Origin of the sequence: Lysinibacillus xylanilyticus, from assembly GCF_001708185.1 — a bacterium.
Classification (GTDB): Bacteria; Bacillota; Bacilli; order Bacillales_A; family Planococcaceae; genus Lysinibacillus; species Lysinibacillus xylanilyticus_A.
In genome coordinates, this window is record NZ_MDDN01000004.1 from 206,869 (window position 1) to 227,583 (window position 20,715).

Consider the following 20,715-nt stretch of genomic DNA (forward strand, 5'->3'; position numbering starts at 1 on the left):
TATCTCCCATTTAACTAACTTCTTTGCTTTTGCTAAAATTTTGAGGTGGGCGTATTACTGCACGTTAATGCGGGGTAAAGTATATTTCTAGGAATTAGGGGGCTTTATTTTGACTAAATTATTCGAACCTTATCAATTACAAACTATTTCTTTAAAAAATCGTATTGTTATGGCACCGATGTGTATGTACTCAGCACAGGATGATGGGCTGGTCACACCATTCCACCAAGTACATTACGCAACGCGAGCGGCTGGTCAAGTAGGTTTAATTATTGTCGAAGCTACCGGTGTCGTTCCAGAGGGGCGTATATCTAGTAACGATCTTGGGATTTGGGATGACGCTCATATCGAAGGGTTAAGCCAATTAGTTCAAGGCATGAAGGCGTACGGGGCAAAAACCGGCATACAACTTGCACACGCTGGCCGTAAAGCAACTGTAGAGGGAGAAATATTTGCACCATCAGCCATAGCATTTAGCGATGCTTATAAAACACCAACTGAGATGACTTTAGAAGATATTAAATATATTGTAGAAGCATTTAAGCTAGCAGCTATTCGAGCAGCGAAAGCAGGCTTTGATGTACTGGAAATACATGGAGCACATGGCTATTTAATTAGTGAATTTTTATCACCAGCAACGAATAAACGCAATGACCAATACGGTGGCTCTCAAGAAAATCGTTATCGCTTCCTTCGTCAAGTCATTGATGCTATTCGTAGTGTTTGGGAGGGTCCATTACTTGTGCGTGTTTCCGCTGAAGACTATGCAGAGGATGGCACTACAATGGAAGACTTTATCGTCTTTAGCCGTTGGATGAAATCACAGGGGATCGATTTAGTGGATGTTTCTACAGGTGGTGTCGTGCACGCACATATACATGTTTTTCCAGGCTACCAAGTACCTCATGCTGAAGCGATAAAGCACGGTGCTGATATTCCAACTGGTGCAGTCGGCCTTATTACGACAGCCATCCAAGCTGAGGAAATTTTACAAAATAATCGTGCTGACTTAATTTTCTTAGCACGTGTTCTTCTTCGCGAACCCTATTGGCCACTACATGCTGCCAAGGATTTAGGAGAAGAAGTGAAACCTCCAGTGCAATACGTACGAGGTTGGTAAAAATAAACGGTATATTTACTATACCCCATAAAAAAACAGCTTGTGCAACAAGCTGTTTTTCATTTTAATAAGGCCACATCGGCGGCGATTCGATCATATTGACTCAATAGATAAGTATTCTTTGTACTTGCTGCGGCACGTAGCTCTTTCACTAACTCTAAGGTTTATACACACCAGCTTCATTTGAAGGGACAAAGGTAATACCCTTCAATTTAAGTTTTTCAGCTTCTTTTTTAAATTCTTCTGAACAAAACATCACGCTGTAAAGTTTTATATTATTAATTAGAAACACTTCAGGAAAAGTAATTGTATCTTTCAATTGTAAATCCCATATTTTTTTAAGATGTCCATTTTGCTTATAGAATTCAATGTTTGATTTTTCCATATCTATAACATTTTCCAACTTATCGAAAAATCGTACATAAAAATAATCCTTTGACGATATGCTTTTTTTATGCTTGTTCACCATATACAATTTAGTGTATTGAAAATTGTTAATTCCAAATTTCTGCAAAAGGTTTAGAAAATCTAACGATGCAAAAAATCCACCACCCCCCCATCGTAAATCAAAATCATATTTTATATCTTTTGTAACAAACCATATTTCCTCAGGTAACTCTGTCATAATATTTCTTGAGGTTCTCCATTCCCCAGCATCAGAGTCTCTTGCTTCAAAAGGATTTTTTTCAAAAAATTCTGTATGTATTATTCCTTCTAGGTAAGTGGGACAGAATATACCTTCTTTTCCGAAAATCGCAAATGTATTTCCCATATTAAAAACGACATTCCCTTCATTTAAGATATTCTATCACTTGGTGTTTTAGTTTTTATTTTTTCAGAAGTAATTTTCTTACTTAGATTTCTTTGTAGAGATTCAGTATATTTTTTACACTTGTTTCAATTTGGTGAAAACAAAAGCCTAATTCACTTCTCTAATTTAGTTCCCACAAAAATGATTCTTAATATGTCATCTATAGTTTCTATTGTAGCTGTTTTTCCGAAGCGCTTTTTATATAGACTTTTCTATTTTTTGTATATATTCAAAGATGATGGCCCAACCGTCCATAGGGCTACCATATCCCCAAAGAGGTCCCGTCATTTTATCCAATTGATTGAGCTTTTCCTGATATTGCGTCACCATGGCTTGACGCTCTTCTTGCGTATACGCGTTCAAACGTTCGTTACTTACCTTAAGTCGCATATTATGTAGGAAGTTGATCATTTCACAATAAAGTGAATCATCCTTAAATGTAATGAAATCTGGGAAAATCGCAATAACTTCGTCAAAAGCATGATGCAAATGCTGCAAGCCAAATTTCGCCAAAACCTCGGAAATATACGGCACGAGATGCGGCTGATACGCGATAATACCGTCCCAACCATCACACTGCCAGTTACCAATCATATTGATGGCGATGTGAAGTTGAAATAACTCTGGCGACACCTTCTCTTGGATGGCATCCAGTTCGCCGATCTCCCATATTTTATCGGATAATTCCGCTAAATTCATTTCATCTGCAGGGATTTTTCCATTCCATATCTCATTCAATCCAATACTCATAGTTACACCTCTCTTGGAATCAGAATTCTGCTCGTTCTCGCTTCTCTATGTTCATTCCTCCGTTGCTTTTAATTAATATTTTACATGTTTAGTTCTGTTAAAATCTCCTTGCATGCCTTTGCAATTTCTCGCATATCATCTTCCGGGCAAAACTCCGCCAAATCATAACTTAAAGGGTGATGAATAAAATCTTCCAATATTCCCCTCAAAAAAGCCATTTCTTCTTTTTCCACTTTTAAAGTAATAACAGCATTTTTGTCCATGATGTTACCAGCTAATTCCGTTAGATGAACCTTACCGTTTTTTTGACATTCCAGAATAATAGCCGTAACATCCATCAACAAATTGATCACACAGCTTATATCTTGAAAAAAATCTTTTTCTATAATAAAGTAAATGTCTTTCGTTTGGCGTAAGTCTTTTATTTCCCGAACATTAGTCAGTTGAAAGTCTTGAAAAATATTTTTAACGTTTATTTCTGTTGGAATATCCGACTCAAATTCTCTGTCAACTAAATAGTCGATTAAAGTGCATGTATCATCGGTTCCGCCAATATATTCTCCCCACCATCGCTCAATGTACATCATCGCTTTTCTATCCCCTTCCAAAGTCTTGTTTGTTTAGCAAATTGGGAAAACTGGTTGTAATTGTTTTCGCCATTCTATTTGCGTATCGTGGCAATATAGATAAAGTTTTCTTATATTTTCCTATTTCGGAAAAGGCGTAAATGAATTTCAGTTTTCAGAAGCTTTCTCACTCTCAATATGATTACTAATCAAGAGTAAGCTGACCCTATACCAATTTTTCACCAATCGCGTTCTCTAAGAGCTTCTTCAATATCGATATCAATCTCAAAATATTGTAAAATATCTTCTACTGTTACTCCGATTGAATCCCGTGCAAACGTTTCTATTTCACTGTCATTTTCATAAAACTCATTTTGTAGCTCATTGATAGCTATAGTCATTTCGTCTAACTTTTCCTGAATCGCTTCTACAGTATGAGTGCTCTCCTCAATAAAATGAACTACTTTAACAATATGTAATTTCAGTTTATCCACTAAAAACGTTGGAAAAAAAGGATCTTCGTACATATCCACTAAATATTTGAATTCAGAATCAAGTTTCTTCAAAACATTTCCTCCCTTTGATATAAAAAATAAAATCTAAGCCAATTTTTATTTAGAAAAATTTTCACCTATTCATACTTTGGAACCCCAGAGCGCCACATTTCTTCTACTGTTTTTAATGGATAGTTATCTTTACCAAGCAATCGCTGTTCTTTTAATGGATCGATCCAACGGCTATTCTCAAAAGATAAAATTAAGCGACGTACAAATTCATAACCAGTGTTGTATCCAACAATTTCATAGTTATCTAAAATTCCCAGGTCATTTCTATTGATATTATATTGGATAATTTCATTACCCATAAGACCCTTATCACCGACTGTGGGATCAATTCTCACCAAATTATATATAAGTTCATCATCACTAAATTCCGATCGCTTTCCCCACTGTCCTCTGTCACTACTAATAAAAATCTCTGGTATAGGGATATTCAAGTTAGGTTTTACATTTTTTACCTTTACGACAGAACACTTTTTAAAAAACGCGTTTAAAACCATACATACCCCAAAAGGTTTTAAATCATTTAAGTCAAGTGACTTCTCGTTAAAATTATTACTTTCACTCGAGATATTAAAAAATGCAACATATGGACTTTCTAATAATTGAGCAATGATATATAAATTATCTTTTAATTGAATTGAATGTATATCATTTTTCTTCCAGCTAAACCTTTTTAACATTCCATCAACCTTTCTTATCTATTTTGCCAGTCGGATTATTCTTTAAACTTTTAGTATATGTGTTATCAGTTTCTTAGAATCATACTAACCTATGATTTAAACTATATTCGCAACATTAAAGTTATAATTTTCATCTTCGCATGATCATTAAAACTTTCTAATTCATTTTGAAGATAAATATTGAATATGATTATCCTGAAAATTTTTTAAACCTTTTTTAAAAGCTTTTTTGACCTAACTTTTTCTTTATTTTAAAATCTTCTAACACGTCTAATGAAAATAAACAAATTCCGTAACCGGAGGCAGTTAACATTCTCATCAATTAAGATTTCCTTTTCTCCTAATGCAAGTCCAATCCAAATTGTTTTAGGTTTACCTAAAGTTATTAAATCGCCATTATCGTAATCCTCACTACATATACTATAATTACCATAAATAGTTTTATATTTCCACAAAAGTTATTACATTTTGTTTTCGCTGTAAACGTTTTATGTATTGTTATAGCCAAAATGCAATAAGCTTCTTGGCTACCATTATTACAAATTCAGTCGTAGGACGAAATCACAGGGGATCGATTTAGTGGATGTTTCTACAGGTGGTGTCGCGCACGCACATATACATGTTTTTCCAGGCTACCAAGTACCTCATGCTGAAGCGATAAAGCACGGTGCTGATATTCCAACTGGTGCAGTCGGCCTTATTACGACAGCCATCCAAGCTGAGGAAATTTTACAAAATAATCGTGCTGACTTAATTTTCTTAGCACGTGTTCTTCTTCGCGAACCCTATTGGCCACTACATGCTGCCAAGGATTTAGGAGAAGAAGTGAAACCTCCAGTGCAATACGTACGAGGTTGGTAAAAATAAACGGTATACGGGCACTCATCAAAAAAGAATAAACAGCTTGTTGATTTATGCTAGCAAGCTGTTTTCATTTTAATATAGAGGAATTTGTTTATTTATTTATCAATTGCCTTCACTGGCGCATGTTTCGCCCTATAAAATCTTAAACAATCTGAAAATAATACCTTTAATCCAATAATTCTGCACGAGAACATAAATCCGTAATAGTAGATTCATCTTCACATGTATTATTAAATGAAATAGCAAATTTCTCTAACGCTTTCTGAGGAATAAGCACAAAACATACTAGCTTCGGAATCAAACTTGACAATTCCTTTTAATTCGGGCATTTTTTCTTCAAGAAAGACAATCGCCAAAGATTCCCAATCATAACCTCCTCCTTCAAACTCCTCATCAGCTCGTGTATCAAAAAGCTCTTGCTTATATTCACCTACATAAAAACACAAGGACGCAGAATCACTCTCACGATCCACCCAAAAAAACGGAGCTATTATCTGTTTATCATTAATAAAATTCATCTTAAGCCACCATCAAAATAAAATTTTTTTGAACCTTGAAACCTCACACTTTCACCGAGCACATGATAATCACAATACTTAAAACTACATTATTACCTAGTTTAAGAGATAGAATTTACCTTAGACCATATCATGTCGGCAAATATGAATTAATTGGAGAATAATGAATTGAGTTAATGAGTGATAAAGTTTAATAAATCGAAGAAGAGAATAACTAATCAGTTAGAGGAATTAGAATCTAGTAAGAGATAGCAAAGTTATGATAATGATAGAAGAAATGGTATAATTAAAGAGTAACAGAATAAAGGTATTTAAGGGTGATTGGCGATCTTCTCTACTACTCCTAATTCAAATTTTGCTATTTAGTTCTAGGAGAGAAAGGAGGGATTGCTTATGACAACATATGAAGCATTAAACATAGCTATTGGTCTCGGTACTTTAATTATAGCTATCCTTGCATTGTCATATACTTTTTCACAAAAAAAGTAAAAGCACCCTTTCAAACCTAAGCAGGGTTAAAGTGCTTTTACTTTCGCTCTTGCCAATCGCTCTAAAAGCGTTTGTTTTGTTACTTGACCGCATGGTGTTACAGCACCATACGGTCTTTTTCTTACCCCTATTATAACACATCGCTTTTATTTCTCAAGAATTTATACCCCTATTACCCAGTATCTATGCTAAACCTGCTTGCTCAAACAATTCCTTTAACCTTGCATTTACATCTTCATGATCCTCGACCATTAAAATTCTCAATACAATCACGCCTTTTTAAAATATATCTCTCATACTATATAAAACTTAATTACATTTATAAAAATCTCACAAATAATCCCTCGTTTGAAATAAACTTAATAATTCTTCTGGAACTTGTACAGAATCCTTATAAAAAAGATAAACAGGAACACTAGGCAAATCTATTTCATCGAAAGGAACGATGTTAAACCGCCCTTCCATACGCTCTCTTCTAACAATCATCCGTGGCAAAAATGATATACCGAGCCCATCTTTTATTAAGCGCTTTACGACATAAGATTGAGATATGGAAACTTGCTTGGTAACTACATATTTTTCCTGTATTTTATGTAATAAATCCCCCCAAATAGTCGGATGATGGTGCGTAAATAACGTGTAGGTTTGAAATAATTCCTCATAATCAATATAAGCTCCTGTCTCATCATCACAAGCATCCAGTGGAATAACCAATTCTAAAGGACTCTCTACTACAAGCTCTTGACGCCAATGTCGATAATGAGTTGGCAATAAAGAAATACCAATATGTGCCTTGTCATTATTGATTAAATCTTCAATTTTTGCTGATTCCTCCACTAGAATAGATATTTCGATAGAAGGATTTTCATTAATAAACTGATAAATAACATGAGGCAATATTGTTTCCACCATTAAAGGGGTCATGGCAATAACTAGCTTTTCTTTAATTCCTTTCGTTGCTAACTGAAAACGTTCAATACTTTTTTCCCATTGAGAGATGATTTGCTGAGCTTCTATTAGAAAGAGCCTTCCCGCCTCCGTTAATTGCACACGATTTTTCTCACGTTTGAATAATTTTACATTCAAAGATCGTTCTAACTGATGAATATGGACTGTGATACTTGGCTGCGATAAATGTAATTCTTCTGCGGCCACTCGAAAATTACAATATTTAGCTGCTACTACAAAAGACTGTATCCATTTATAATCCAAAACCGCACCTCTTTCGATCAATTATGCCTCGGCATAATTGCGTCCGGAATCGGCTTTGTGCTTGCACAAAGCCGATTCCTTGACATCCGCCAGAGGCTTTAACTTCTTTCAGCGGATGTTTGAACATCCGCTGAAAGAAATTAATGTTTTTAATCAACTTCATTAACTATATTTAATTTACTAAATTATCCAATAATAATAAACTCTAAATTAGATAAATTAATTTTTTTCAAAGGGGAGAATCGTATGTTAGCTAAATTAAGTAAACAATTCCGTACTTTTGCAAAAAATGAATGTGAAAACTCAAGTCCACTTTATGAACATTTAGCAAATAAAATTGCTGATGATGATGAAATGTTAAAAATCGCCACATTCGTACCTCAAGGACAACCTGTACCTAATTTATTTTTAGCTGGGGTTCATTATTTACTGTCATCATCAAAAGACGAATTAGTTCATTTTTATCCATCCTTCACGACAACGCCAAAACCAATCAATGAAGTGTATCCTGTTTTTAAAGCGTTCGTTTTGTCACATTCAGACGAATTAAAGGCTTTATTTCAAGAGAAACTAGTCCAAACTAATGAAATTCGCCGTTGTTCATACCTTTATCCGATGATGACAGAAATCTATGAACGTCATCAAAAACCGTTAGCCTTCATAGAAATCGGAGCAAGTGCAGGACTTCAGCTCGGTATGGATCGATACAATTACTATTATAATGAAAAGCTTCACATAACTAATTCAGAGAATGCTTTCGTTTTGTCTTCAGAAAATCGTGGAGAATCACTGCCAGCCTCTATAACGAACCCTCCTGTAGTTTGTCAAAGGATTGGCATCGATTTAAATCCTATTGATATCCATAATGAAGAAGAACTTCGATGGCTCCAAGCGTTAATTTGGCCAGAGCATCAAGAACGAAGACTTTTATTAAATCAAGCACTCCCTATTTTAAAAGAGCTCAATTTACAGCTGATGAAAGGAGATGCTATTAAACTTATAAAGGAAATTAGTAGTGATATTAATCCAGATGCAATGTTAGTTGTCTATCATACTCATGTGGCCAATCAAATCCCAATGGAATTACGCCTTGAATTAATCGAACAATTAAAAGAGGTAAGCAAGGAACGACCGCTCTATCATTGTTATAACAATTTATTTGATTCACAACTGCATCAAGATTTTATTGACCAAGGAGAAATAGAATCTATACGAATCATGGAACGTCCGGATGGTCATGCGCGATGGTTCAAGTGGTCCAACCCAAAATAATAAGCACGAAAAAACGCTACATAAGATTTTCTCTCATGTAGCGTTTAAACTTTATTAAATTCGTAATCTCTAAAAATCATATTCCTCATCTTTTTTCGCACGGATTGCTGTAAACGCATCAGCTACCATCACTGTATCCTCAGCTAAACGCTCAAGGCGGAATAGGACGTCATCATTCACAATTTCCTTCCGCAAAAAATCCTTCTCCTCTATAAATACATATGTTGGAACAATATGTGCTTTCATATAAGCAAGAATTGGCTTTAACTGCTGCTCAACCATTAGATAGTGTTTAGATGTGCCTGCTGTGACAACTATACTTACCACTTTATCACGAAAAGCATTGACTGGTAGTAAGTCAAAAATATTTTTCAACGTTGCCGGAATCGAAGCCTGAAATGTTGGTGTTCCAATGACAATTGCATCTGCAGACATAATTGTTTCGTTCACATATTTTGTATCCCTATCATATTCAAAATAATTTCGTCCATCACTGAATTGCATGTTGTATTCGGCAAGATCAAGTAACGTTACTTCATGCTCTGGATATTTTTCTTGTAAAATTTCAACCACTTTACTAATAGCTGTTTTTGTTTTTGAGCCGACAATGGAACCAGCTAGTGCAACAATTTTCATACTGTCCCCCCTTATTTCGCAGTATATTTTTTAATGGCAGGCAGAATATCGTTCCCGATAATTTCAATATTTTTCATCAATTTTTCAAATGGCACACCGCCAAAATCAATTTGTGCCATAAATCGTTGCATGCCAAATAGCTCGTATTGATACAGTAGCTTTTCAATAATTTGTTCCTTACTTCCGACCATTAAGGCATCACGTGTATCTGGCGCTTGTGCGAACTGTTGCTTTGGATAACCGCCGCCACGAATTGCTTGGAAACCACCATTTATATGTGGATACATCCCTTGTAGTGCTTCTTTCGTCGTATCAGCAACATAGAAAAGGCTTGTTGTAGCAATCGGTAACTCTTTCGGATCAAAGCCACTTCGCTCTGCCGCTTCTCTATAGGCATCCACTGAAGGTTTAAAATTAACAGCTGGTCCGCCTAATGTCGTCAACATCATTGGGATGCCCATATAGCCTGCTTTAATGGCACTAGCAGGTGGTCCGCCAACAGCCCGCCAAATTGGCAACGAGCCATTTTTAGGTTGTGGCAAAATTTGCGCATTATGAAGCGGTGCACGGTATTGTCCTTCCCAAGTGATAAGCTCCTCTTCATTAATTTTTTTCAGCAGCTCTAATTTTTCCTCAAAAATTTCTTCATAATCCTGTAAATCAACGCCAAGTAAATGATATGCGCCAACACGAGACCCACGACCTGCAACGATTTCTGCACGTCCATCTGAAATTAAATCAATCGTCGCAAAATCCTCATATACACGTACAGGATCAGAGACACTCAGTACCGTTGCCGAGCTTGTTAATTTGATTGTCGATGTAGCTTGAGCGATCGCTCCTAATACAACCGTGTGTGCCTGTGTTGTAAAGTACGATTGATGACTTTCACCTACGCCAAATACATCAATACCTGCTTGCTCTGCTAGCTGGCTTACTTCAATTAGCTCCTGAATGCGTTGCTGAGCTGGAATACGTTCACCTGTTAAAGGATTTGGAATATGATCACCTAATGAATACAAGCCAAATTCAATGCCTTTTGATTGGTCAATACGATATTTTTCCATGTTCACGCTCTCTCCTTAATCTAGTGGCTCTAGAATGACCTCAATTTCAGCACGTTTTTCTTCTAAAAATGGAGGAAGATCGAGCTCTTTACCAAGATCCTCTACCGCCGCATCAACTGTAAACCCTGGGCCATCTGTTGCCATTTCAAATAAAATTCCATTACGATCTCTAAAATAAAGACTTTGGAAGTAATAACGATCCACTACTCCAGTACTATCTAAGCCCCGCTCCTTAATTTTGGTGTCCCATTCCTGCAATTCCTCGACGTTTGCGACACGTAGCGCAAGATGATGAATACTACCTCGGCCAGGTTTCTCACTCGGTCCTTCTAATTCTTTAACGACGATTTCTCCAAGTACTTCACCAGGTATAGATTGTAAAACTGCTTCTTTCTCGCCTTCAGCAACAACTGTGTAATTAAAAAGCCCTTTTAATAAATTCACTGTTCGTTGCAAGTAACGAACTGTAATTTCAACTGTACCCATTCCTAAAATGCGATGTTCTGTAGGAATTTCGGAGCCGTCCCATGGTTGCCAATGAGCCGGTTTTTCGTGACCATGGTAGTTTAAAAGCACCATTCGTAACCCTTCATGATCCTCAAAAAACAATGCATCTTTATCTGCATATGTGGAAATTTCACTATGTTCAACGTCTAGCTGTTGAAAACGATTTTTCCAATATTGCAGACTGTCATAGCTTGGCACTAGTAAGCCAATACGTGTGATGGCATTTGTGCCTCGAACGGTTCTTCCTGCTACAGGCATTTCAAAAAATGTTAATTCTGTACCTGCCGCCCCTGTTAAATCTCCATAAAATAGATGATACATGGATGGCGAATCTTGATTGACTGTTTTTTTCACACGACGTAATCCAAGAATCTTTGTATAAAAATCATTATTACGTTTGCCGTTTTTCGTTAGCATGGATATATGATGATGTCCGCTTAGTTTGTTCATTATATTTCCTCCTTGTTTTCACTTGATTAAGCAAGTGATAGTGTAAAAAAATCACGCTGGTGGTAATTTTTTTTCACGACTATGCTTTTCTATTTTTGACATAAGTGTATATAAAGATTTCATTTCTTCTTCTGTTAATACTTCTTCAAAAAATGAGGATTGAAAGTGAAGCTGACTTGGCGTCGCCGCATCAATCATCTGCTCGCCTTTAGCTGTGAGCGAGATTGTTTTCGTCTTCCAATTTTGCTTTCGCTCAATTAGTCCCTCTTTTTCAAGTCGAGCAAGCATTCGAGACATACCGCCTTGCGTGACTGTCACTTTTTCCGCTAATTGTGATTGCGTTAACGGTGCATAAGTCTTTATTTGTATAAGGACATCAAATTGTGCAGTCGTTAAGTCAAAGCGTTTTAAAAATTCATTGGATAGCTGGTTACTTTGATTTGTAAAGCGCATCATCCGAATCCATGTCAGAGATCCAAGTGTGTGTTTTCTCATCGCTTCATCCTCCTTTCAAATATCACTTTACTACGCAAGTAATAAACATGCAAGAAAAATATCTTGAATTCGAGATATTTTTTAGTGTAAAGATCACACTATATAATGCCATGCGTAGTAATTGGATATAAGTTTCCTTGAAAGGCAAACGAAATTCTCCCTGTTTCTTCAGACACCACTATGACGAGCGCATCACTTACTTCACTGAGCCCTAATGCTGCTCGATGTCTTGTGCCTAATTTCTTTTCTCCAACATCTCTCTCTGAAAGCGGCAGTACATTGGCTGCTGACTGAATTAAATTTTTGCTTACTAAAACTGCTCCATCGTGAAGCGGATTTCCAGGAAAAAAAATAGTTTCTAATAAGGAATGTGTTACTTCTGCGCCAATATGAATACCAGGCTGAATAAGAGACTTTAAAGAATCCTTTCGTTCAATCACAATTAATCCACCATGTTTTCTTGCAGACATATTTTGTACACTATGCGAAAGCTCAGGATATTTTTCAGTAAACGGGGAAAGATAGCAATTTAAATAAAACGTTGCAGCTTTCATTTCAATCGTGACAAACTTCTCTTTAATTTTTTCAAAGTCCCCAAGAAGACAGTTTGTATCAGTATCCATCGCATCTACACTTTGTTGTAATGAATTAATCACCTGCTGAAGCTCTTCCTTTAATGTTTGTTTCATTGGTGAAAAATCGCAATTCGTTGGATCCACGAAAACACCCCTTTCAAAAAATGTGAAACATCCCTTTCTGTAGTTTCCCTAAATGGAATTTTTTTATTCGCATTAGATTTGTTTAACAAACATAGTTACACCCATCTTTCAACCTGATAAACATAGAAAAGAGGAATCGTGGAATTATCTTTACGTAATTTTACGATTCCTTTTTTTAGATTAATAAAATAATATACCTCAGAGAGCTTGCGTATAAGGGAATTTAATAATAGAAAAAAACACGTGTATTTATTAGATATCTAATAAATACACGTGTTGTAATTTAACTTACATATGTCCAGCACGAATTTTTTTCACAATGCTGAATGTTGTGTAGGCAGCAGCTGGTGCAAGCACTACGATAAAAATAAGCCAAACCGTCAAGTTGTCCGTTGCTTTTAATGTGTCATAATTAGTTTTAACAAAAACAATAAGTCCAAATAGTAATAAATAGCTCAGCACATTTGGAAAAATAACGATTAAACGTAATAGTGCTGGTGGCATTTTTTGCTGATTCATCCAAACCACTCCCCTTTATTCAATTATACGAAAATCTACTATTAACCGCATTATATTTCTTTAATATCCCAAATCCTTGTTTTCACTATCTATTTTTTAGACTTTATATTTGCCTGCTGATTGTTGTAAATTGTCTGCTGTTGTATTTAACCTATCAATAATTGATGTCATTTCATTCATATTTACTGCTTGATTTTTAGCCTTTTGTGCGACATCGGTGACACTTGCTGAAGTCTGTTTTGCCAATAATGATACATCTTCCATTGTAGCCGTGACTTCCTCTGTGCTGGCTGCGATTTCCTCTGTCGTACTCGATACTAAATCTACTTGATCTGCTATTACTTGGACATCATTGTTAATGCCTTCAAAAGATTGCTGTGCTTCATGGACAATAGTTCGACCAGCATTTAATACATCAGCAGTAGAATAAATGACTGATACAATGTTAGCTGTTTCCCTTTGTACATTCATCACAACTTGAGAAATACGCTCAGCCGCTAGTTTTGAATCCTCTGCCAATTTGCGAACTTCCTCTGCCACTACGGCAAATCCTTTACCCGCTTCACCAGCTCGTGCCGCTTCAATAGATGCATTTAGCGCCAATAAGTTTGTTTGTTCTGAAATTCCAGTAATGACATTTGTAAACTCACCAATCATGCCAGATAATTTTTCTAATTCCTTTGTACTTTCTACTGAAAGATTTGTCTTTTCATTAACTTCTACTAATTGCTTCTGTAACTTGTTCATAATTTGTAAGCCATTATTCGCATTTTCTTCTGTATTGCGAGAAATGGTAGAAATCTCAACAATGGATTCTGAAATATGTTGGATACTGCGTGCTAATTCTTCCATTGAAAGTGCGCTGTCTTCTGTATTTTGCTGTTGCGCACAAGATGCTTGAGCAACCTGACTAGATTCTTTCTGAATGATTTCAGATGAATCAAGTGTATGATGAGCATTTTCTTGAATTATGTATGTTGCCTCCTGAATTTGGCTAGCTTCCTGCTTCAATTCACGCATTATGAATTGAAAGTTTTCCATCATTCCGTTAAATGATACTACTAATTGACCAATCTCATCCTTAGAGTTTACATTTATTCGCTTAGTTAAATCCGCTTCGCCCTTACTAATTTCCTCAAGTGAATCGCGTACACTTACAATTCGGGAGACCTGTTTAGAAATAGAAAATCCAGTAATGATGAAAATGACACATACAACGATTAATGAAGCAATAATTGTTCCTATCAAAATATGTGAAAGTACTTCATTTGAAACAACGATAGCTAAATATGTACCATTTGATAACGGTTTTACGTATTGAGTAACACGAGTTCCATCATAACGTCCCGAAAAGTCAGATGCTTTTTGTGTTGAAAATGTAGCTGGTAAAAAACCAATATCCGCTAGATTTCTTTCTGCTGTAGCTGCTATTGCTTCGCCTTTGTCATTCACGACAGCTGCATAAAGGACCGTTGAGGATAATGATTTGTTAAGCTGATCAATGTAATATTCACTACCGATACTAGTCTCTAAATCTAATAGCTGCTGTCCTTGTCGAGCAACCTGTACAATTTGAGGTGTTGCTGGATTCCAACTACTTACCCCAACGAACTTGTAAAATTTATCGTCTACATCACGTATTTGCGCCTTCTGTACAATTTCTTTTGCACGTCCATCTACTAGCTGCATATATTCTGCTGCTTGTCCGTCTGGATCAGAACCGAAGTTAAAATCAATTGTCGGTGCTACAGAAGTGACGGTGGTATTTCCTTTATCATCCGTACTCCATATTTCATCAATGCCTCCACGTTCAGCAATCGCCTTCAAATCTTCATATGTAGCGCCTTTATCGATAATATAAGAAGCCATTACTGATTCAGAAATCATTTCCTTTTCCATTATTTCTTCCGCTTTTTCTCTTGATTGAATAGCACCCTCCATCCCCATAACAATGGAATTAGCGAGCGCCTCCCCGTTATTCTTTACACTTTTATATGTTGCTTGATAAATATAAACAGAAAATGCACCGATAATAATTACGACTATGCCCATGATTTCCAGCAACATTTTCCATTTCATTGTTTTCCCCATCTCAACAATACCCCCTAAAATATGCGATTATTTCCATTTCATCATACAATATCAATTTTAGGTTTTTCATTACTTTTCTTTCAAATTTAATATAATAATTTTCAATAATATAAAAATCGTCACAATTTTGTCATTTTAAAATCAGGAGAAAATACTTAGATAAAAAAGACTATAAAACAAACAACTTTTCAAAAGAGAAATAAAGACAATAGCGTAACATATATAAGACGTTTTTAAAAAAATATAAATAATTAACGAATGAAATCCCACTAGTCTTAAAGTGCTAATTTAAAGAAAAGAACCTTTTAAATGACGAATCATCTAAAAGGTTCTCCCTTATCAATAATGTTATTCTAGGATAATTTATTGTTGTGCCATGTAAACACTGATTGATCAGATGTTAGGTAGGTCTGTGGGAAAATCTCCTGTGCATCTGCTAATAATAGTGGTAAATCGTGAGGTAAGAAGCGGGCACTTAAATGGTTCAGAAGTAAATAGTTTGCTCCTGCTTGTTGAGCCACCTTTGCCGCTTCGAGATTTGTAGAGTGTCCATAGCTGGCTGCTAAATCTGTCGTAGTGCCATCAAAAGTCGCTTCATGAATAACGATATCTGCACCATTGGCTAATAAAATTGCCTCTTCGCAATATTTTGTGTCTCCTAAAATAGTGAGCGTAAAGCCTTTTTTCGGCGGAGCAACAACATCTTGTGCATGAACAATGGTGCCATCCTCTAGTACAATATCTTTCCCACTTTTTAATTGTCCTAGCAGAGGACCTTTTGGAACACCAAGAGCTTGAGCTTTTCCCATTAATAACTCACCAGGCAAATCCTTTTGCTCAATACGGTACCCAAAGCATGGAACTACATGCCGCAATTCACTTGCGCTTACAGTAAAATGTTCATCTTCATAAATTACACCTTCATGGACTTCAACAAATTGTAATGGATATGTTAAATGCGTCTTTGACAAGGCAAAGGTTTGCTCGATCCATTGCTGTAAACCTTGCGGGCCAAAAATTGTTAATGGCTCATCCCCACCTTGAAATGAACGAGAGCTTAAAAAACCAGGTAATCCAAAAATATGGTCACCGTGTAAATGTGTAATGAATATTTTCGTTACTTTACGTGGCTTTAACGATGTATGCAATATTTGATGTTGAGTCGCCTCCCCACAATCAAAAAGCCACATTTCGCCCACTTCATCTAAAAGCTTTACCATCAGGGCACTTGTATTTCGTTCCTTTGAAGGCATTCCTGCGCCTGTCCCTAAAAAATGTAGTTGCACATATGCCACCTCATTTCTATTTCTATCGCTTTATTGTACCCTATCGTTGACAATAAGAAAAACCTTTGGTGACTAGCTTTCCAAAGGTTTTAATATTATTTTGGTTCCCATGATACGAGTGCAGCATGGAAATCATGACGATAATAATAACGTCCGTTCTTTTCCTCAATAAACGGCAAGAGCGCCTCCTCAACATGTGCTCTATTAAAAGTATCATTTAATATTTTTTTACTTTGTGTTGTTACAAGCTGCTCATAGCTTTCATATTCATACACTCGTTCTAATGGGATGATTTTGCACTCTGCATAAATATCCATCTCATATAGCAAATTTAAAAATTCTATATAATCTCTTCGTGGAAATTTAATATCGTAGCCATACTTTTCGTATAAAATTTCATAATGGGGCTGTATCGGCCCTGTTGTCATGCCAATAATTGCACACTTTTTAGCAAGACGATTCATATGATAAAGTGCTGATTTGATTTCATACATACGATAAAAGCAATTGACCCCAATCACGATATCATGAGCTTCTACCTCATTCTCAGCAAGGCTTTCCCATTTCGCATGAATATAAGACACATGCTGCTTATCCTGCATGCAATTTTGTAAATAGCTAAGGATGCTTTCGGAGCTATCTATACACGTTAGCTTTCTCACATGTTCAGCAAGTGGAAACGTATAATTGCCCCAGCCTGGACCAATTTCCAATACAGAGTGCTCCGGCTCAATACTTTTATTTATTTCTTGAAAAATTCTTGCAGCATAAGGATCTGTCTGTCCCGTTTTCTTTCGGGCAATTGACTGCGCCCAAAATTGCTCCTCTAACTGATCATTAACCATTCTTTCGGGCATATGACCATGCCAGTCCTTCATACCTTCCTGCCATAATGCCTCATAATTAATAGCTAACGGTCCTTTTCTTGTCATACAGATACCTCTATATTCATGATTTCGTATACTTTTTTCATATCGAGATTCGCGCGCACATGCTTAGCTAGCATATTGTAAGCGTCCTCTCTACGTTCTGCGTCACTTTTCACATCGCTAGGTAGAGCATGAAGCCCTTTTTTCACGCGTATGTCATTGACAAGCTGTCGTGTAAAGGTGCGATTATGGAATAAGCCATGGAAGTATGTTCCGATAACTTGATCATCAGCACTTACCGCTCCATCCACTCGCCCATCTGCAAGTTGTAAAAATGGTGACACTTCGTTACGCAAAATCTTTGTACGTCCAAGATGAATTTCATAGCCAGTAAACGTATCTTGTCCTCTTGTTCCTGTCATTTGAACCGTTTTTTTATCACCAACAAAAACAGTTTCCATTGGCAATAACCCTAGACCTTGTGCAGAATCGCCGTTCCCTTCAACTGCATCAGGGTCTAATAACGTTTCACCGAGCATTTGGAAGCCACCGCAAATGCCAATAATTTTTGTCCCTCGTTGACGTAAATTAGTTATCGCTTGATCAAAGCCTTGCTCCTTTAACCATACTAAATCATCCATTGTACTTTTTGTTCCAGGTAGTATAAGTAAGTCAGGCGTACCAAGCTCATTGACATTGCCGATTAATCGTACACCAACCTCTGGCTCATCAAAAAATGGATCAACATCCGTAAAATTTGAAATACGTGGCAAGCGAATCATTGCTACATCCACAGAGAATTCCCCTGGCTTTGGCTTTTTAAAGCGTAATGAAGAGAGTGCCAACGAATCCTCAGCTTCAATATTGACCTCTACATACGGCACAACACCAAGTACAGGAATGCCAGTTTCACGCTCTACCCATTCAATACCATCATCGAGTAATTCACGCATTCCTCTAAATTTATTAATGATGAGACCCTTTACACGTGCACGTTCTGCATCGTCAAGCAACGCGAGTGTTCCAACAATCGATGCAAATACACCACCTCGATCGATATCGGCAACTAGCACAACTGCAGCATCTGCTAAATGGGCCATTCGCATATTTGCAATATCACGATCCTTTAAATTGATCTCTGCCGGGCTTCCTGCTCCTTCAAGGACAATGACATCATATGTATTTTGTAAAGTTCTCACAGACTTTTCAACAATCGGCATCGCTTCTTGTACAAATTGATTACGATAGCTTTTAGCGTCCATATTTAAAAAATGCTTGCCATGAACAATCACTTCTGAAACCATATCCTGCTTCGGTTTAAGCAATATAGGATTCATATCCGTAGTGGCGACAACGCGTGCCGCCTCTGCTTGTACCCCCTGTGCACGTCCGATTTCTCCACCATCATGCGTTACAAATGAATTCAAGGCCATATTTTGCGATTTAAACGGTACTACCTTTAGCCCATCATCTGAGAAAATACGGCACAGCGCAGTACAAATCATACTTTTCCCAACATCAGAAGCCGTTCCTTGAATCATAATAGATTTTGCTGGCATAGTCTTTTTCCTCCGTATCTATAGTTGAAGCGTAGGTACACAGCTTTTTAGCGCGGGGATTCTCTTCGCTTCCGCGGGTATTTCCCTCTAAAGCGCGGATATTCTCTTCACTTCCGCGGGTATTTCCCTCCGAATCGCGGATATTCTCTTCGCTTCTGCGGGTATCCCCCCAAGCGCGGATATTCCCTTCACTTCCGCGGGTATTTCCCTCCGAATCGCGGATATTCTCTTCGCTTCCGCGGGTATTTCCACCTGAAACGCGGATATTCTCTTCGCTTCTGCGGGTATCCCCCCAAGCGCGGATATTCTCTTCGCTTCCGCGGGTATTTCCCTCCGAATCGCGGATATTCTCTTCGCTTCCTTCCGCGGATATTTGCCCCCGAATCGCGGATATTCTCTTCGCTTCTGCGGGTATCCCCCCCAAGCGCGGATATTCCCTTCGCTTCCGCGGGTATTTCCCTCCGAATCGCGGATATTCCCTTCGCTTCCTTCCGCGGGTATTTCCCCCCGAATCGCGGATATTCTCCTTATTAATAACTGCTTAGAATTCTAGGCCCTTGACTGCTGGAATTCCTTCGTCATAATAATGCTTTGTCGCATCAATGTTCGATACTAAATCTGCCATCGCGATAAGTGCTGGATTTGCGCTTCGTCCGGTAACTACTAAATGCATTGTCGATGGACGTTGTTGAATGGCTTCTATGATTTCGGCTAGTGGTAGCACATCATCAATAGGGAATTTTGTTATTGCCAGTGCATTATTCAGCTCGTCTAGTACGAGTAAATCAATATTGTCGTCTTGCAATGCTGCTTTTGTTTTCTTCCATGCTTTTGCTAAGGCAGCACGATGCTCTTCCGGTGTTTTTGTCCAAGTGAAGCCAATGCCCATCTGCTCCATTTCTACGCCAAGCTTACGAAGTGCGATTTGCTCTCCGTATGTACGCTCTGGTGATTTAATAAACTGCATATAGCGTACATTTAGACCTCGACCAATTGCGCGCAGTGTGACACCTAGAGAAGCTGTTGTTTTGCCCTTCCCTTCACCTGTATAAACTAAAAACAAGCCTTTTCTAGCCATTGTTCAAGCCTCCCTTAAAGCCATGTTGTTTTTTCTTCAAATGGTGTGCGTTTCTTGTCGTTAGGCTCCTGCTCTTCTGGATAGCCAATAAAAATAGTACCTACTACTTTTTGTGATTCATTCGCTCCGATAAATGCATGCATTCTTGCATCATGAACAAGCCCTACTCCGCGTGTACGCCATACAAAGCCAAGTCCTAGCTCCTCCGCAGCAAGCCACATCGACATGATCGCACTACATACAGCAAAGACATTATCCTCTGTCGCATCAGCATCATCTTCCACCATATCTGCCGTAACAACAATGGCAACAGGCGTCGTTTGCACAACTTTTAATGAACTTTCTACTAAATTTGGCTTTGTTGGGAATCGCTCCTGTAAATAAGCATTAGCCATTTCCTCATAGCGTTTCATCGCTTCGCCTTGAATAACATAAAAATGCCAAGGCTCGCGCATACGGTCATTTGGAGCATAGGTAGCTGCTTGTAATATTTTCTTGATTTTCTCTTGTTCAACAGGCTGTGTCGTGTAATTGCGAATCGCCCGACGATTTTTTAAAGCCTCAATTACTGGCATGATGTTTCCTCCTTTGTTA

Annotated in this window: 23 protein-coding genes and 1 pseudogene; 4 read left to right on the top strand and 20 right to left on the bottom strand. The window is 37.4% G+C overall.

The genetic code is table 11. The features are described from left to right. Positions 1-109 precede the first annotated feature (109 nt). Entirely contained in the window at positions 110-1,120 is a 1,011-nt protein-coding gene (gene namA, locus BFJ97_RS10935; protein WP_068984679.1) for an NADPH dehydrogenase NamA, read from the top strand. A gap of 157 nt (positions 1,121-1,277) precedes the next feature. On the opposite strand, the gene BFJ97_RS10940 is transcribed toward namA, so the two are convergent. The 5 genes from BFJ97_RS10940 to BFJ97_RS10960 form a co-directional block, all read right to left on the bottom strand. Beyond that, on the bottom strand, positions 1,278-1,892 hold the full coding sequence (locus tag BFJ97_RS10940) for an Imm43 family immunity protein (RefSeq protein ID WP_068984680.1): 615 nt from the start codon (positions 1,890-1,892) through the stop codon (positions 1,278-1,280). A 237-nt stretch (positions 1,893-2,129) separates the two neighbouring features. Beyond that, positions 2,130-2,681, bottom strand: coding sequence for a hypothetical protein (locus BFJ97_RS10945; protein ID WP_068984681.1), 552 nt, complete (start codon positions 2,679-2,681; stop codon positions 2,130-2,132). 80 nt (positions 2,682-2,761) lie between these two features. After that, positions 2,762-3,268, bottom strand: coding sequence for an imm68 putative immunity domain-containing protein (locus BFJ97_RS10950; protein ID WP_068984682.1), 507 nt, complete (start codon positions 3,266-3,268; stop codon positions 2,762-2,764). 218 nt (positions 3,269-3,486) lie between these two features. Continuing rightward, positions 3,487-3,813, bottom strand: a complete 327-nt coding sequence (locus tag BFJ97_RS10955) for a DUF5713 family protein (RefSeq protein WP_302621793.1) — start codon at positions 3,811-3,813, stop codon at positions 3,487-3,489. Between the two features lie 65 nt (positions 3,814-3,878). Next, positions 3,879-4,490: a hypothetical protein gene (locus BFJ97_RS10960; protein WP_068984683.1), complete on the bottom strand. Its 612-nt coding sequence runs from the start codon at positions 4,488-4,490 to the stop codon at positions 3,879-3,881. A gap of 543 nt (positions 4,491-5,033) precedes the next feature. Here BFJ97_RS10960 and BFJ97_RS10965 point away from each other — a divergent pair. Further along, positions 5,034-5,351, top strand: a pseudogene (locus tag BFJ97_RS10965) (NADPH dehydrogenase); the annotation flags it as partial. Positions 5,352-5,584: 233 nt separating this feature from the next. Here BFJ97_RS10965 and BFJ97_RS10970 read toward each other — a convergent pair. Beyond that, positions 5,585-5,872 (bottom strand): Imm51 family immunity protein, encoded by a 288-nt coding sequence (locus BFJ97_RS10970; RefSeq protein WP_254660156.1) that lies wholly within the window; start codon positions 5,870-5,872, stop codon positions 5,585-5,587. Positions 5,873-6,265: 393 nt separating this feature from the next. Between BFJ97_RS10970 and BFJ97_RS25175 the strand changes: the two genes are divergently transcribed. After that, positions 6,266-6,361, top strand: coding sequence for a putative holin-like toxin (locus tag BFJ97_RS25175; RefSeq protein ID WP_223553293.1), 96 nt, complete (start codon positions 6,266-6,268; stop codon positions 6,359-6,361). Between the two features lie 330 nt (positions 6,362-6,691). On the opposite strand, the gene BFJ97_RS10975 is transcribed toward BFJ97_RS25175, so the two are convergent. Beyond that, entirely contained in the window at positions 6,692-7,573 is an 882-nt protein-coding gene (locus BFJ97_RS10975; RefSeq protein ID WP_068984685.1) for a LysR family transcriptional regulator, read from the bottom strand. A gap of 246 nt (positions 7,574-7,819) precedes the next feature. Between BFJ97_RS10975 and BFJ97_RS10980 the strand changes: the two genes are divergently transcribed. After that, the gene (locus tag BFJ97_RS10980; RefSeq protein ID WP_068984686.1) at positions 7,820-8,845 is read left to right on the top strand and encodes a DUF2332 domain-containing protein; all 1,026 of its coding nucleotides are present in this window, start codon (positions 7,820-7,822) and stop codon (positions 8,843-8,845) included. Between the two features lie 69 nt (positions 8,846-8,914). Here the strand turns inward: BFJ97_RS10980 and BFJ97_RS10985 are convergent, their stop codons facing one another. From BFJ97_RS10985 to BFJ97_RS11045, 13 genes are all read right to left on the bottom strand, one after another. Next, positions 8,915-9,481, bottom strand: coding sequence for an NADPH-dependent FMN reductase (locus BFJ97_RS10985; RefSeq protein WP_068984687.1), 567 nt, complete (start codon positions 9,479-9,481; stop codon positions 8,915-8,917). Positions 9,482-9,492: 11 nt separating this feature from the next. Beyond that, positions 9,493-10,548 (bottom strand): LLM class flavin-dependent oxidoreductase, encoded by a 1,056-nt coding sequence (locus BFJ97_RS10990; RefSeq protein WP_068984688.1) that lies wholly within the window; start codon positions 10,546-10,548, stop codon positions 9,493-9,495. Between the two features lie 15 nt (positions 10,549-10,563). Then, a complete protein-coding gene (locus BFJ97_RS10995) occupies positions 10,564-11,505 on the bottom strand; it encodes a ring-cleaving dioxygenase (RefSeq protein ID WP_068984689.1) in 942 nt (313 codons plus the stop codon). A gap of 51 nt (positions 11,506-11,556) precedes the next feature. Beyond that, the gene (locus BFJ97_RS11000) at positions 11,557-12,000 is read right to left on the bottom strand and encodes a MarR family winged helix-turn-helix transcriptional regulator (protein ID WP_068984690.1); all 444 of its coding nucleotides are present in this window, start codon (positions 11,998-12,000) and stop codon (positions 11,557-11,559) included. Positions 12,001-12,098: 98 nt separating this feature from the next. After that, positions 12,099-12,719, bottom strand: a complete 621-nt coding sequence (gene cdaS, locus BFJ97_RS11005) for a sporulation-specific diadenylate cyclase CdaS (RefSeq protein ID WP_083227000.1) — start codon at positions 12,717-12,719, stop codon at positions 12,099-12,101. A 288-nt stretch (positions 12,720-13,007) separates the two neighbouring features. Continuing rightward, entirely contained in the window at positions 13,008-13,238 is a 231-nt protein-coding gene (locus BFJ97_RS11010; protein ID WP_068984691.1) for an acyl-phosphate glycerol 3-phosphate acyltransferase, read from the bottom strand. Between the two features lie 96 nt (positions 13,239-13,334). Then, positions 13,335-15,329 (bottom strand): methyl-accepting chemotaxis protein, encoded by a 1,995-nt coding sequence (locus tag BFJ97_RS11015; protein WP_068984692.1) that lies wholly within the window; start codon positions 15,327-15,329, stop codon positions 13,335-13,337. Positions 15,330-15,682: 353 nt separating this feature from the next. Next, positions 15,683-16,615 (bottom strand): ribonuclease Z, encoded by a 933-nt coding sequence (gene rnz / locus BFJ97_RS11020; RefSeq protein ID WP_068984693.1) that lies wholly within the window; start codon positions 16,613-16,615, stop codon positions 15,683-15,685. Between the two features lie 95 nt (positions 16,616-16,710). After that, positions 16,711-17,547 carry a class I SAM-dependent methyltransferase gene (locus BFJ97_RS11025; protein WP_068984694.1) on the bottom strand — a complete coding sequence of 279 codons (837 nt, stop codon included), beginning with the start codon at positions 17,545-17,547 and terminating at the stop codon, positions 16,711-16,713. Continuing rightward, entirely contained in the window at positions 17,544-19,043 is a 1,500-nt protein-coding gene (locus BFJ97_RS11030; protein ID WP_068984695.1) for a cobyric acid synthase, read from the bottom strand. Before BFJ97_RS11030 ends, BFJ97_RS11025 begins: the two co-directional genes overlap by 4 nt. Continuing rightward, positions 19,003-19,467: a hypothetical protein gene (locus BFJ97_RS11035; RefSeq protein ID WP_068984696.1), complete on the bottom strand. Its 465-nt coding sequence runs from the start codon at positions 19,465-19,467 to the stop codon at positions 19,003-19,005. Before BFJ97_RS11035 ends, BFJ97_RS11030 begins: the two co-directional genes overlap by 41 nt. A 117-nt stretch (positions 19,468-19,584) precedes the next feature. After that, positions 19,585-20,121 carry a cob(I)yrinic acid a,c-diamide adenosyltransferase gene (locus tag BFJ97_RS11040; protein WP_068984697.1) on the bottom strand — a complete coding sequence of 179 codons (537 nt, stop codon included), beginning with the start codon at positions 20,119-20,121 and terminating at the stop codon, positions 19,585-19,587. Between the two features lie 14 nt (positions 20,122-20,135). Next, complete coding sequence (locus BFJ97_RS11045; RefSeq protein WP_068984698.1) at positions 20,136-20,696, bottom strand: nitroreductase family protein; 561 nt, start codon at positions 20,694-20,696, stop codon at positions 20,136-20,138. Positions 20,697-20,715: the final 19 nt, after the last annotated feature.

Excerpts from the sequence above, each read along its gene's own strand:
- BFJ97_RS10940 (WP_068984680.1), bottom strand. The coding sequence starts at position 1,892 with ATGGGAAATACATTTGCGATTTTCGGAAAAGAAGGTATATTCTGTCCC.
- BFJ97_RS10980 (WP_068984686.1), top strand. The coding sequence starts at position 7,820 with ATGTTAGCTAAATTAAGTAAACAATTCCGTACTTTTGCAAAAAATGAA.
- BFJ97_RS11015 (WP_068984692.1), bottom strand. The coding sequence starts at position 15,329 with ATGGGGAAAACAATGAAATGGAAAATGTTGCTGGAAATCATGGGCATA.
- BFJ97_RS10985 (WP_068984687.1), bottom strand. The coding sequence starts at position 9,481 with ATGAAAATTGTTGCACTAGCTGGTTCCATTGTCGGCTCAAAAACAAAA.
- BFJ97_RS11040 (WP_068984697.1), bottom strand. The coding sequence starts at position 20,121 with ATGGCTAGAAAAGGCTTGTTTTTAGTTTATACAGGTGAAGGGAAGGGC.
- BFJ97_RS10970 (WP_254660156.1), bottom strand. The coding sequence starts at position 5,872 with ATGAATTTTATTAATGATAAACAGATAATAGCTCCGTTTTTTTGGGTG.
- BFJ97_RS11030 (WP_068984695.1), bottom strand. The coding sequence starts at position 19,043 with ATGCCAGCAAAATCTATTATGATTCAAGGAACGGCTTCTGATGTTGGG.
- BFJ97_RS10950 (WP_068984682.1), bottom strand. The coding sequence starts at position 3,268 with ATGATGTACATTGAGCGATGGTGGGGAGAATATATTGGCGGAACCGAT.
- BFJ97_RS11010 (WP_068984691.1), bottom strand. The coding sequence starts at position 13,238 with ATGAATCAGCAAAAAATGCCACCAGCACTATTACGTTTAATCGTTATT.
- BFJ97_RS10990 (WP_068984688.1), bottom strand. The coding sequence starts at position 10,548 with ATGGAAAAATATCGTATTGACCAATCAAAAGGCATTGAATTTGGCTTG.
- BFJ97_RS11000 (WP_068984690.1), bottom strand. The coding sequence starts at position 12,000 with ATGAGAAAACACACACTTGGATCTCTGACATGGATTCGGATGATGCGC.
- BFJ97_RS10945 (WP_068984681.1), bottom strand. The coding sequence starts at position 2,681 with ATGAGTATTGGATTGAATGAGATATGGAATGGAAAAATCCCTGCAGAT.
- BFJ97_RS10995 (WP_068984689.1), bottom strand. The coding sequence starts at position 11,505 with ATGAACAAACTAAGCGGACATCATCATATATCCATGCTAACGAAAAAC.
- BFJ97_RS11025 (WP_068984694.1), bottom strand. The coding sequence starts at position 17,547 with ATGACAAGAAAAGGACCGTTAGCTATTAATTATGAGGCATTATGGCAG.
- BFJ97_RS25175 (WP_223553293.1), top strand. The coding sequence starts at position 6,266 with ATGACAACATATGAAGCATTAAACATAGCTATTGGTCTCGGTACTTTA.
- BFJ97_RS11045 (WP_068984698.1), bottom strand. The coding sequence starts at position 20,696 with ATGCCAGTAATTGAGGCTTTAAAAAATCGTCGGGCGATTCGCAATTAC.
- BFJ97_RS10960 (WP_068984683.1), bottom strand. The coding sequence starts at position 4,490 with ATGTTAAAAAGGTTTAGCTGGAAGAAAAATGATATACATTCAATTCAA.